An 11,991-nucleotide genomic window follows, 5' to 3' on the forward strand; every position below is an offset into this window, starting at 1 on the left:
GCCAGAGCCAGAGCCAGAGCCCGTTGCGGAATTGCCGCCGGAGCCGCTGCCGGACATCGAGCCCGAACCTCTCCCCGAACCGTACCCGGAACCGTTGCCCCAGCCGGATCCTGAGCCGATCCCGGAATCGGCATTGGTCATGGAAGAGGCTCTGCCGCCGCCCGAAGCGCCGGTGGACCTCGTCATCGACGATCCGATCCCTGAGCCGGAGCCCTTGCCGCTTGCCGTAGAGGAGGAGGTGCTGCCGGATCCTCAGCCAGGCCTGCCGGTCGAAGACATCCCCGAAGAACCGGCCATGGAAGACCCGGAGGAGCTGCCAGACGAGCTTCCGGACACGCTGGAAGCTCCCTTTGAAGACGCCGAGCCGGACCTTGAGGCCGAAGTCTTGCCTGAGGAATTGCTCGAAACGACTCCCGATGAATCGGTTGAGGATCTGCCTGAAAGTATTCCCGACGAACAGCCTGAAGAGATTCCGGAAGACCTCGTCGAGGAGATTGAGCCTGAAATAGAACCCGTTGAGGAAACGCTACCACCTGTGCCTGACCCGGTGGTTGAGCCTGACCCCGAAATGGAGCCTGTTGCGGAAGCGCCGCTCGAACTGGAGCCTCAGCCTGAACCGGTGCCCGAGGTAGACCTGCCCGATGTCGCGGAGCTGGAACCTGACCCGGACGAAGCGATGATCCTGCCGGAACCATCTGATGCGCCGCTGCAGACCCTTGCGACACCCGTGCAACAGCCTGCCACCACGGCGCAGCCTTTTGCCAGGCCCCAACCTTTTGGACGCCCGCCCCCCGTGCGCGTGCCGGGCATCGAGTTTTCCCTGCCGCCAGCTACGGCCGGGGGAGGGGGCGGCGCGCTTGGCGCGCTACTCTGCCACAAGCTCACCGAAGAACAGCGACTCAAGGCCAATTGCGATCTCGATGCCACCAAACAAGCCTATAAGGACGCCGCCAATGCCGGCCTCGACCGGGACGAGCAGAACCGGCTCGACGGCACCTATGACGGCCAGCTGCGCTCAACCCTGCCGGATGATTCCGCGTTTGAGAGCTTCCTGAAACGCAATGACGGCATTCCGAAAACCACATTGGACGGGATCGACAACACGATCTTCATGGACCGCAAGCCGGAGTCCGAGCGCCAGCACGATCAGCTGATGCGCGGCGACACGACGGAGTGGGAAGACGAGGTCTTTGAGGCGCATCAGGACGAAGACTAGCGCCCGCAGCCCTATCTGCTTGACTCGAATATGCGACTCCGCCAACGGCTCAGGGTATGAACAAGGTTACTGTCTCCGTCTGCCCGCTGCCCCATTTTGAGGGGCTCGACCTGCCAGCCTATGAAACCATCGGCTCAGCCGGCATGGATGTCCGCGCGGCTGTTTCGCAGGAAGAACCAATCCTGCTGCAGGCGGGTGAGCGGGCGATGATCCCGACCGGCCTGTCAGTGGCCATTCCGCAAGGCTATGAAATTCAGGTGCGCCCGCGCTCCGGCCTCGCAGCCAAGCATGGCCTGACCTGTTTAAACACGCCCGGCACGATCGACAGCGATTATCGCGGTGAGATCAAGGTGATCCTGATCAATCTCGGACAGGATGCCTTTACCATCCAGCGCGGCGAACGCATTGCCCAACTGGTTCTTGCGCCGGTCACGCAACTGGCATGGATAGAAGTGGGCGCGCTGGACGAGACGGACCGCGGCGCCGGCGGATTTGGCTCAACCGGAAGATAATCCGGGTTTCTTCTTGAACATGTGTTCACCCCTCCTTACATATTGAATATCGATAAGTTCAGGAGAGCGGTGCATTCGCCGAATTGCGGATCCATCTAACAGACGGGGAGCTCCAAACGACTGACTTTCGTACCAACGTCTTGTCAGAAAAGGAGCCTCTCATTGTCTTTCCTAGTCTTTCTTGTCTTTGTTCTGGTGATCGTCTCACTCGCGCGGTCCGGGAAGTCCCGCCCGCCTGAAGCGTCACCAGATGCCGATCAGATCGCGAATCTGGCCGAGCGTGTGCGCACGCTGGAAGCCATCATTCTCGACCGGGATCGTCGTTTGCGTCGCGAGATCGATGGCCTCCGCTAAGACCTGGCCAAGTTCCAGTCCGCGACAGGTGGCAAATTTTCTTGTAAGATTTGCCTGAATTGTATATATCGAAAAACGATACAAAGGGGAGTTACCGAATGGACCCGATTGTCATGGTCGTCCTCATTGTGCTGATTTCAGTCGGCGCAGGTGTGGTGAACAACTATCTGAAACTGAAAGCCAACGCCAAATCCGACAAGGGCGCGGACGAAGACATCCGGCGCGTCCTCGGTGAGGTCGACCGGTTGAAGGAACGTGTTCGGGTTCTGGAAAAGATCGTAACCGATCAGGAGCGTCAGCTGTCCGACGAAATTCGCAAGCTGGCCTAGTTGCCGCCGCCGCCGGGGATGCGCATACGCCGTCTTTGTGCAGCCACCTGTGACAGCGTCTTGCGTTCGCTTGCTGCGCCCATGTCGCGCCTGAGCAGGCAGCGACGCTGACGGCGTTCAATGATGGCATTCATGACGTGTCTTTCTCTTGTTGCGGAGTATAAGAGATGATCAGAATGCGGCGTCATTGTGTGTGAAAGGTTAATGCCTCGGAATGGCCTAAATCAGGGCGCCATCGGCCTTAGCGAAGCGTGCGAGCAGATAGGCATCGGTATCTTCGATCGTGTCGAGCTTGCCGAAAGCGAAAGCCTCCCGGTCCAGCACGAGGTCTCGCGGACGCAGCTCGCGACTGATCGACAAGCCATCTAGAGATCGTGCACGCGAAAAGGCGACATAGGCTTGTCCGTGGGCGAACATACCTGAATCGAAATCGATGAAGACCTTGTCGAGCGTCAGGCCCTGTGCCTTGTGGATGGTCACGGCATAGGCAAGGCGCAGCGGCATCTGTTTGAATGTGCCGACCACTTCGCGCTTCACTGTTTTGGTTTCGGGGTCCAATTCGTAGCGGTATTTTTCCCAGGCCGTCGGTTCGATTTCGTAGACATGATCGTCGATCTCGACAATTACGCGGGTTCCGGAAAACCCGGCGACTGTGGCCAGAGTCCCATTCACCCAGCGCCCTTCGGGATCATTCTTGATCAGCATCACCCGCGCGCCTTCCTTCAGTTCGAGGTCGGCTTCGGTCGGATAGGCCTTCTCATCGAACTGGCCCTGCACGTCAGCCTCAAATGTTTGCGATCGTGTATTCAAGCCTTCGAGCCGGGCCTGGTTGATACGGTAGGCATTGGCATTGTTGGGCGTCAGGACAACATGGGTTTCAGAGGCTTCGACAGCAGATCTCGTGCTGACCAGTCCGCGCAACACGGCCTCGTCATTTGGCGTGACCCGTCCGGTGCGCAGCGCGCCCAACAAGGCGAGGAAGCGAGGTTCGGCCTGCCGAAACACATGTTTGAGGGCCAGCAGGGAGAATTCGGCATCTTTGAAGGCAGGTGCGTTGAAGAAATAGCTTCCGCCATAGCGCTCACGCAGGATCGGCGCTTCCTGGCCCGAGACAACCGGAGGCAGCTGGTGCAGGTCGCCCGACAGGATCATGCGCACGCCGCCAAAGGGCCGTTTGGAGGCGCGGTTTAGCTTCAGGCTTTTGTCGATGGCATCCAGCATGTCAGACCGGACCATCGAGATCTCGTCTATGATCATCGTGTCGATGGCCTTGACCAGCCGTGTCGAGCGCAGCCGCTTGATGTCCGTGGGCTCGATCAGGCGTGGTGGGAATTTGAAGAAGGAATGGATCGTCTGCCCGCCGGCATTCATGGCCGCCACACCCGTGGGAGCCAGCACGATGGCCTTCTCGCCCGCGCCTGCCAGGAACTTGCGCAACATCGTGGTCTTGCCAGTACCTGCGCGGCCAGTGAGGAACAGATTGCCCTGTGCGCCGGTGCCGGTGGCGACCCAGTTTGCGGGCGTGGCATAGATGGTGTCGGGGGTGGTTTCGGTGGTCACGTGTCTGGCTTAACGGCGTTTTGCGCGGAAGGCGAGGGTGGCCCTGCCGGGAGTGGAAAAGCCCCCGAAGAAACACTTCGGGGGCTTCCAGTCAGCCATAAGAATGCGTGCCGGGTTTAGCCGGCAATACGGCGGACATAATCATAGGCGCCTTTGCGGCTGTCCCGTTTGCGTGCGGGCTGGAACGCCACTTTCGCATGTTCGGAACAGTATGGACCGCAATCAGATTTGCGTCCGCAGAAAGCGAATTTCGGATCGGCTGGATCCCCAATCGGCCATTTGCACATGGAGTCGCGCAGCGTGAGGATCGATGCGGGTTCCCCGTCAGCCTGTTGCAGCGGCGGCAGCGGCGCCATCACTTCTGTGCGCTCTACCGGGCGCGGAGCCGCGGTCTCCGGAGTTGCCGGGGTTGCCACCTTGACGCTGCCATCAGGCAACACGCGCGGCTTCGGACGGGCCAGCCGTGGGGGGCGCTTTACCGGGCGGGATGGTGTCGCGCGACCCGACAGGCCCAGGCGATGGACTTTGCCGATAACAGCATTGCGAGTGACCCCGCCCAGCTGTTTGGCAATCTGGGAAGCCGAATGGCCTTCCGCCCAGAGTTTCTTCAGCACGCTTACCCGTTCTTCGGTCCAGGACATGGTTGATGTCTCCCAGCTCGGTTCAAGATCGTTAACACTTACGATCTATCAGCCCCTATATATTGAGATGACTTGATACACGTCATCCGCTCAGCACCTAGATATCGTATCAGCAGCGAAACGAAACACAACATGCAGCGCAGGCTTTCCACAGGCTTTCTACATATTGTGGTTAACTGCATCAGCCTGTGGACAAAAGCGAGGCAGCCAAATTTCCGAAGTTTTTCCGCGTCTTGCCCCTCGCAGACTCAAGCAAAGACGCCTAGATACTGCGCATGACCGATACAGCTGCTGACCAGACCTCCGCCCATCGCCTTGTCCGCCAGTATGGCAAAATGAACGGGTTGGGACTCTGGACCCTGTTCAAGCGCGAGATCGGCCGCTTCCTGAAAGTGTGGATGCAAACCGTGTTTGCGCCGGTCGTTACGACACTTCTTTTCATGACGGTTTTCAAGCTGGCCTTCGGCGAGCGCGGTCGGCTGACGGGTGATTTCGAGGGGCTGAGTTATATCGAGTTTCTCGCACCTGGCCTGATTGTCATGGCGATCCTGCAGAATGCGTTTCAGAACACAAGTTCCAGCCTCGTGCAGGCGAAGTTCAATTCCACCTATGTCGACTTCCTGATGCCGCCGCTTTCCCCCATGGAGCTGACCATCGGCTTTATCGGCGGATCGGTTGTGCGCGGCCTGCTCGTCGCCTTTATTTCCGCCATCGGCATCCAACTCAGCGGCCTTGCTGATCTTAGCGTGGCGCATGTCTGGCCAATCCTGTGGTTCAGCATCACATCTGCGATCGCGCTTGGCGCACTAGGTGCCATCGGTGGGATCTGGGCCGACAAATTCGACCACTTGTCTGCCGTGACCAATTTCGTGATCGTACCGCTCACATTCCTGTCGGGCACGTTTTACGACATCAAGGTCATGTCGGAACCCTTCTACACAATGGCTCTGCTGGACCCTTTCTTCTACATGATTGACGGGTTTCGGTATGGTTTCCTGGGCGTTGCTAACAGCTCCGTGATTGTTGGGGTCTGGGTAACGGGATTGCTGTCTGTTGCAGGCATATTCGCTGTCTGGCTCATGTTTCGGTCGGGCTACAAGCTGAAAGCCTAAGACTCCCCTCAGGCGGGAGCAGCATTGACGCTCCAGTTCCGTCCCCCTTGAATGCCGGAAATCCCGGCAGGGGAAAGAATTGGAGAAAATCATGGGTAGTGGGAAATTCCTCGCAGTTGCGATTGCTGCAACGGCACTTCTGGCGGGGTGCCAGATGATGCCGGCTGAACAGACAGTCGGCGAATATTGCGCCAATCCGGACAAGGTCGACGAGGCTGTTTGCAAACTGAAAATGGAAATCGACGGCAACAGCACCGCGCTGGCCGATACTGATATGCGTCTGTCACAGGCTCGGAACATGGCGGATAGCGCCACGGAGGCGGCTGCGCGAGCCCAGGCAAGCGCAGATGCGGCGAGAGCGCGCGCGGACGCGGCGATGGCGCTGGCCGAAGAGGCTAATGGCAAGGAAGTCCAGTGCGAAACCCGCACCATACAGAATTCCGACACGGGTTCCTGCCGGCCCGGCTATGCGCTGACCAGCTGCACGCAAACCCGCTACACCTATCGGGCAGGGGGCATGTCTATCCTGCGAGAGATCAATGACGAGCAGTGCCGCTTCAACAGCCGCGTGCTGGAAATGCAGGTTCGCTGCTGTGCGGTGTCCGGGTCGGCGCCGCAGCCGGAAGACACGCTGATCGAGAATGAGGTCCCACCGCAGCCGCCTCAGCCGGAAGCTCCGAAAGAGCCGGTGCCGGTCAGCCCGTAACGCAGACTGTCAGATTGAACTTCAGAGCCGCCGGAACCGTGTTCCGGCGGCTTCTTTCTTGCGCTCCATTGCTCAGTTGCTGTCCTGAACGAAGTAAAAGTCGCCACCCGTTGTACCATCGGTGTAGATGGGGCGCTGTTTCTGTCCAGTGCGAGCAGCGACGGCATCCTGGACACGCTTGAACACGACATTGGCCGGATCATCGAGGGTGCTGATGAGGGCGGAGAGTTCTTCTGAATAGACTCCGTCATCAGCGGCTGTCTTGCCGGGTTCCGTTGCAAAGGCCTGGAACACGCCGGACGCCCAGCCGACCGGGCTGTAGGCTCGCATGAGGCCACGGCTCTGATCATCCATTACCGTTCGGCAGGCGTCAAAGACGATGAACGAAGTCGGTGCGACTGTGGTCGAGACACGGTTGAAGATCTGTTCAAAACTGACGCCAAAGTCGCGAATGTCGTCCGGTGACGCGCCGGGAATATCGGTCGGCAAGATGAAGTTCGTACCGTCGACGTTCACGCCATGACCCGAATAATAGAAGAAGGTGACCGGATAGGCTCCTGCATCCTTGCGTGCCTTGGCCATGCGGCCGAGCAGACTCAACGCGCGAACCGTCTGGCGTTGGCCGAGATCTTCGCATTGCAGGACCGAGAAGCCGACGCCAGTCAGTGCCGCGGTGATCCGGTCGCCATCGTCATGGGTCACAGTCAGGCGACTGACAGGGGGCGTATAGGCCAGATTGCTGAGCACCATTGCCTGACGGTCCGCATTCGGGCCGGCGACCCATGTGCAGCCTGCGATCTCGGTGTCGGGCAACAGGCCGGTCGCCGCGTTGGCAATATCGGCGGGGCTGGAAAGCGTTGACGGGTTTGATGCGTTGGTGGGCGCCAACAGTGTATTTGCGCCGCTGAGGGTGGAGGCCATGTCAGCTTCAGGCGCAGGGGAGCGACTTGCGACTGAGGTTGCTTCAGCAACCGGCCCCGGATCGACCAGCAATTCTTCAATCGATGTGACCTTGATTGAGAGTGGTATGGTTTTCACGGCGCGGGCAAACCGTTCGCCATTCACGTCGACAGTTTCCGATACGGTGAAGGTCAGGTTGGGCGTTCCAGCCTGCCGTGGCGTGACCTGCCACTGCCAGAGCGTTGGCGACCCAGGCAAGACAGGCTGCTCAGAAGGTGTGGTGGCGACGAAGTCGTAACCCTCGCCGGAAGCCGAGGCCGTCATCACCTGGCTTGCGCGGACGGTGTCAAAGCGGTGCGACATGGCACTTTCTGAGCTGCCTGGCGCAAGGCCCGTGCCCATAATGCCACGTAGCGATTCATCCACTTCGGCTTCACTCGTGTTGCGCTGAAGAGGCTGGATGGCAACTTCGAGGAAATAGGGCTGGCCGAGCACCATCTGTTCCGGCGCATGGTGGGCGATGCGGCCACTGTCGAAATCGTTCGCCGCTTCGGCTGCGAGTTCTGAATATCGATAGTCCCATTCTGGGCACGGCCGTATGAGTTGGGCGTCGTCCAGCGTCACGGTCTCGCTCCAGAAACAAAGCGGCTTTTCGACGATGCCGACTTCATAACCGTCTCCTGCAAGATCAATGGCGAGCGCATCCAGCGTGGTAATGAGGTCGCCATCGATGCGATGGGTGGCCTGCGTAAACGTCTCGGCATTCATATCCGTACAGGTAACGAGCAAGGTCCGGGGTGCGGAAATCTCCGCTTGGCAGGTTTCGGAATAGCCCGGACCCGCCGCGGTGGCTTCAAGATCCGAGAAATCTCCTTCCTCAAGGGCTGCGAGCAACTCAAGCATGGCGGGATCATCTGCGTACAGCTCACGAATATCGTCGATTTCATCAGCCGGTGCCGAGGCTTCATTTTCGTAGGCGTCTTCTTCGTCGGAATAGCCCCACTCGGATCCGGCATCTCCATATTCGCCATATCCTGTTGACCAGTCGGGCTCGTCTTCGACCATCGCCGGTGGCGGAGGTGGCGGAGGTGGCGGAGGTGGCGGAGGTGGCGGAGGTGGCGGAGGTGGCGGAGGTGGCGGTGCGGTGGGGCGAGGAGGTTTTTGCTCCGGACGGTAAGGGGCCGCTGTGGGCATCTCCTGCCGCTCTGATGGACCGGGGTCGGGCGTGACGACTTCAACTGAGGCGGGCGCGCGTTGAGCGGTCTCCGAGGTCTCGCACCCGACGAGGATGGTCGCCAAGACCATCAAGCTGATAGTGAGTGTAACTGGCCGCATCACCATCCCCCTGTTTATGGTTAAGCAGAACCTACACAGTAATCAGAGGGATGCCAATCAAACCGACCGCAGTTGAAAACCATAAAGCATTGGATAGTGATCTGATCCGCATGGGCGAAGGCGCCGGATGGTCACGAGGTCGAAGTCCCGTGTCACAAAGGCGTGGTCCAGCGGCCAAGCCAGGAAAGGGTTTTTCGCGCCATAGGAATTGTAGAGACCACGTCCACGCTTGGGATCGCAAAGGCCGGCATGTTGCTTGAACTCCCGCACCATCCAGGACCAGCCGACTTCGTTGAAATCGCCGATCACCAGAGCAGGTCGCTCCTGCTCGCGCAATTCATCGGCGACGATCATCAACTCGTCATCAAGATGCTGTGTGTCGTCGCGGGGGCGTGGCGGGCGTGGGTGGATGCAATAAAGACGCACCTCACTACCAGCCATGTCGATGTCCATCGTGAGTGACGGCACGTGATCCTGACAGAAATAGCGTTCCTGGGCCTGATTGATCGGGTAGCGTGAATAGAACAGAAGGCCGTTATGGTCTTCCTTGTCCAAAAGGTAGGTGTGGGGATAGTCCTTTTCGAGGTCGGACAATGCATCGCGCCAGCGCGCATTGGTTTCTGACAGGAAGAGAACATCGGCATGGCTGTCGCGAATGCGGGAAATGACGGCGGTGTGGTCCTCATTCTCCTGCAGCACATTTATCAGCAGAATTGAGAGCGGCGTACCGTTGGCACCTGCTTTCGTGCGGCGCAGTTCGCGTTTGCGGCCCGGTAGGTAAGGCTGAATGTCTGCGGCGCAGATGAGGAAGGCGACGGCATAGGCCATCAGCAGGCTGGCATTGCCGAGTTCGGCGGCAGGGTAGAGTGAGATGTAGAGGGCAGCTGCAGCGAGGAGAACAAGGCAGGTTTGAAGACGACCATAGACCCAGACACGCATCCACCAGATTTCCGTGCGCAACTTCGGCGCGATGGCGGCGAACAGACCCCATGCGCCGATCAGGCCGAAGACGGGTTCGATCAGGGCGAGCATGGTGAAGGGGCCTTTCGGGTATAGCGGGGTTTCTGGGTGGGTTCGCTGAAGTTACGCGTGAAGGGCAGGGGAGGTTGCGGGCATGACTGTGCGCGAGTTCGCCTGAGGCGCGAAAATTGAATTTCACCGGGCGCAAAAAAGGTGTGATCGCGGACGATCACACCTTCTCTGGTGTTTCGAATCAGACTACCGAGACACTGTGCATGCACTCGTTGTCGGTCCTCGATGGACACCGGGTTCCAGATCAGGCTCGCGGAAGCGGGCCTTTTCTTTTGCCCTTTGTCAGGATCCGGTCTGGTCGCCGCCACATTCTTGCGAGCGGGCATGCGCCCAAGGCCGTCTCCCGGATCAGTTTCAGACATGTAATCGCACGGGCGAATTACGTGCTGTTCTGACCTAACCGCCGGTAATCCCAAGGGATTTTCCTTTGGTCACGTGTTTCGGATCGCGCTCCGGTCACGCCTCACAGCCCTTCGCTCCGGGGTCTAGCTCCCCTGATCGAAGACATCGCCTGCTTTGTCTCGCGGTCCTTCCAAACCCTTTGCGCCGCTGCTCTCACAACCTTGCTTCTGGCCTGGCCCTTCCTGCGAGGGCGACGTACTTGCCACCGTTCCTGAAGCGGGTCTGCTCCCGCCTGGATGTCGTTGGCTTACCGAAATGATTCCCCAAAAACGGGCATGAGTCGAGTCCCTTCTGAGGAGAATTTCACAGTTTTGTGATGGCGGCCTGAATCCGCGCATTTCTGCGTCACATCCCGGCTTGCACCTCTCGATGCACGCAGGGCGCTGGGCATCGGGCGGCGAATGCGCTTAGGTGAGGGGCTTGCACACAAGGAGGCTGGGCCCTGGAAATCCTGACTGTATTGCCGCCGGTATTGGCGATCCTCGTCGCGCTGGTGACGCGCAATGTCTATGCTGCGCTGGGGCTCGCCTTGCTGGCTTCGGAGACGCTGATCGCCAGCTTCCATCCCGGCATGGGCGCACTGGGCGCGATCGACCGTGCGGTCGGTGTGTTCGAGAGCACGGGCAATACGCGCGTCCTGCTGTTTTGCCTGCTGATCGGCGCGCTGATCGCATGGATGCGCGATTCCGGCGGCGTCGAGGCGCTGGTCAGTGGCCTGATGAAGCGCGGCCTCGCCTCGACCCCGCGCCGCGCGGCCCTCGCGCCGGCGGTTGCGGGGACGGTTATTTTTGTGGAGACCAATGTCAGCTTGCTCAGCAGTGGGGTATTGGGCCAGCGCCTGTTCGACGCGCATGGGCTGAGCCGGGAGCGGCTGGCCTATATCATCGACTCCACGTCGGCGCCGGTGAGCACACTGATCCTGCTGAATGGCTGGGGCGCCTATGCGCTGGGCCTGGTCGAGCCGTTCGGCTTCGAGAGCCCGATCGGCGTCGTGGCCGGCACGATCCCGTGGAATTTCTATGCCCTGCTGACACTGGTCGGCGTCTATTTCACCGTGTTCACAGGCCGCGTCTTCGGCCCGATGAAGACCGCCGGGCAGGGCCGCGGCGTGCTGGCCGAAGACGAGGAACCCATCGCCCCGACCCGCGCGATCTACATGTGGCTGCCGCTGGCCGTGATGATCCTCGGCGCGCTGGGTTTCATGGCCTGGACGGGCGGCGGCAACATACTGGCCGGCAGCGGCAGCCAGTCGATCCTGTGGGCGATCTGCCTGGCCATGCTGGTCGCGGCCGTGCTGCTGGCGCTGGGCAAGGCGTTTCCCAAGGGTGGACTGCAGGAACGGGGCTTTGCCGGCATCGCCGAAATGCTGCCCGTGGTGACGATCCTGTTCCTGTCGATTGCGCTGGGCGACAGCCTGCGCGTGCTCGGCACGGGCGCGTTCCTGTCAGGCGTCGCGGCGCAATTTGTCTCGCCCATCATCGTGCCAGCGGTGCTGTTCGTCGTGGCGGGCGTCACCGCTTTCATGACCGGCACGAGCTGGGGCACGTATGGCATCATGATCCCCATCGCCATGCCGCTGGCGGCCGCGCTGGGCCTGCCGCCTTCGCTGGTGCTGGCGGCGGTGCTGGGTGGCGGCGTGTTTGGCGACCATTGCTCGCCGATTTCCGACACGACGATCATCGCCTCTCTGGCGGCGGGCTGTGATCATATTGACCATGTCCGTACCCAGATGCCCTATGCGCTGGTGACGGGCGGAATTGCGGTGATCCTGTATCTGATAGCGGGCGCGGTGACCGGGGGATAAGGCGCGCCGTTCGGGCCCCGAATCTGGCCCATAAAGAGCCCATAAACTGTCCGTAAATGGTACCGAACTGGCCCAGAACCGGTCCAGA

Annotated in this window: 11 protein-coding genes and 1 pseudogene; 7 read left to right on the forward strand and 5 right to left on the reverse strand. The window is 60.2% G+C overall.

What is annotated here, in order from left to right; translation table 11 throughout:
• The 4 genes and pseudogenes from B3527_RS16260 to B3527_RS16275 form a co-directional block, all read left to right on the forward strand.
• Window positions 1-1,216: pseudogene (locus B3527_RS16260) on the forward strand (hypothetical protein); the annotation flags it as partial.
• 56 nt (window positions 1,217-1,272) lie between these two features.
• Window positions 1,273-1,728, forward strand: coding sequence for a dUTP diphosphatase (gene dut, locus B3527_RS16265; protein WP_290480502.1), 456 nt, complete (start codon window positions 1,273-1,275; stop codon window positions 1,726-1,728).
• A 162-nt stretch (window positions 1,729-1,890) separates the two neighbouring features.
• Window positions 1,891-2,082 carry a hypothetical protein gene (locus B3527_RS16270; RefSeq protein ID WP_034817120.1) on the forward strand — a complete coding sequence of 64 codons (192 nt, stop codon included), beginning with the start codon at window positions 1,891-1,893 and terminating at the stop codon, window positions 2,080-2,082.
• Between the two features lie 98 nt (window positions 2,083-2,180).
• On the forward strand, window positions 2,181-2,411 hold the full coding sequence (locus B3527_RS16275; RefSeq protein ID WP_242517457.1) for a hypothetical protein: 231 nt from the start codon (window positions 2,181-2,183) through the stop codon (window positions 2,409-2,411).
• Here the strand turns inward: B3527_RS16275 and B3527_RS16280 are convergent.
• From B3527_RS16280 to B3527_RS16290, 3 genes are all read right to left on the reverse strand, one after another.
• On the reverse strand, window positions 2,408-2,545 hold the full coding sequence (locus B3527_RS16280; protein ID WP_156947946.1) for a hypothetical protein: 138 nt from the start codon (window positions 2,543-2,545) through the stop codon (window positions 2,408-2,410). The genes B3527_RS16275 and B3527_RS16280 overlap by 4 nt on opposite strands.
• Before the next feature lie 85 nt (window positions 2,546-2,630).
• Complete coding sequence (locus tag B3527_RS16285; protein ID WP_290480501.1) at window positions 2,631-3,971, reverse strand: ATP-dependent DNA helicase; 1,341 nt, start codon at window positions 3,969-3,971, stop codon at window positions 2,631-2,633.
• 116 nt (window positions 3,972-4,087) lie between these two features.
• Window positions 4,088-4,612 (reverse strand): GcrA family cell cycle regulator, encoded by a 525-nt coding sequence (locus B3527_RS16290; RefSeq protein WP_034817126.1) that lies wholly within the window; start codon window positions 4,610-4,612, stop codon window positions 4,088-4,090.
• A gap of 275 nt (window positions 4,613-4,887) precedes the next feature.
• Here B3527_RS16290 and B3527_RS16295 point away from each other — a divergent pair, with 275 nt between their 5' ends.
• Together B3527_RS16295 and B3527_RS16300 are read left to right on the forward strand one after the other, a co-directional pair.
• Window positions 4,888-5,724, forward strand: a complete 837-nt coding sequence (locus B3527_RS16295; RefSeq protein WP_206992134.1) for an ABC transporter permease — start codon at window positions 4,888-4,890, stop codon at window positions 5,722-5,724.
• A 91-nt stretch (window positions 5,725-5,815) separates the two neighbouring features.
• The gene (locus tag B3527_RS16300) at window positions 5,816-6,430 is read left to right on the forward strand and encodes a hypothetical protein (protein WP_290480500.1); all 615 of its coding nucleotides are present in this window, start codon (window positions 5,816-5,818) and stop codon (window positions 6,428-6,430) included.
• A 72-nt stretch (window positions 6,431-6,502) separates the two neighbouring features.
• Here the strand turns inward: B3527_RS16300 and B3527_RS16305 are convergent, their stop codons facing one another.
• Both B3527_RS16305 and B3527_RS16310 read right to left on the reverse strand, forming a co-directional pair.
• Entirely contained in the window at window positions 6,503-8,665 is a 2,163-nt protein-coding gene (locus B3527_RS16305) for a caspase family protein (protein WP_290488391.1), read from the reverse strand.
• 57 nt (window positions 8,666-8,722) lie between these two features.
• Window positions 8,723-9,697: an endonuclease/exonuclease/phosphatase family protein gene (locus B3527_RS16310; RefSeq protein ID WP_290480497.1), complete on the reverse strand. Its 975-nt coding sequence runs from the start codon at window positions 9,695-9,697 to the stop codon at window positions 8,723-8,725.
• An 874-nt stretch (window positions 9,698-10,571) separates the two neighbouring features.
• Between B3527_RS16310 and B3527_RS16315 the strand changes: the two genes are divergently transcribed.
• Window positions 10,572-11,903, forward strand: coding sequence for a Na+/H+ antiporter NhaC family protein (locus B3527_RS16315; RefSeq protein ID WP_290480496.1), 1,332 nt, complete (start codon window positions 10,572-10,574; stop codon window positions 11,901-11,903).
• Window positions 11,904-11,991 lie beyond the last annotated feature (88 nt).

This window comes from Hyphomonas sp. UBA4505, assembly GCF_002388685.1.
GTDB lineage: Bacteria > Pseudomonadota > Alphaproteobacteria > Caulobacterales > Hyphomonadaceae > Hyphomonas.

Coding starts and splice junctions, on each gene's coding strand:
- dut (WP_290480502.1), top strand. CDS start 1,273: ATGAACAAGGTTACTGTCTCCGTCTGCCCGCTGCCCCATTTTGAGGGG.
- B3527_RS16275 (WP_242517457.1), top strand. CDS start 2,181: ATGGACCCGATTGTCATGGTCGTCCTCATTGTGCTGATTTCAGTCGGC.
- B3527_RS16280 (WP_156947946.1), bottom strand. CDS start 2,545: ATGAATGCCATCATTGAACGCCGTCAGCGTCGCTGCCTGCTCAGGCGC.
- B3527_RS16290 (WP_034817126.1), bottom strand. CDS start 4,612: ATGTCCTGGACCGAAGAACGGGTAAGCGTGCTGAAGAAACTCTGGGCG.
- B3527_RS16295 (WP_206992134.1), top strand. CDS start 4,888: ATGACCGATACAGCTGCTGACCAGACCTCCGCCCATCGCCTTGTCCGC.
- B3527_RS16300 (WP_290480500.1), top strand. CDS start 5,816: ATGGGTAGTGGGAAATTCCTCGCAGTTGCGATTGCTGCAACGGCACTT.
- B3527_RS16305 (WP_290488391.1), bottom strand. CDS start 8,665: ATGCGGCCAGTTACACTCACTATCAGCTTGATGGTCTTGGCGACCATC.
- B3527_RS16310 (WP_290480497.1), bottom strand. CDS start 9,697: ATGCTCGCCCTGATCGAACCCGTCTTCGGCCTGATCGGCGCATGGGGT.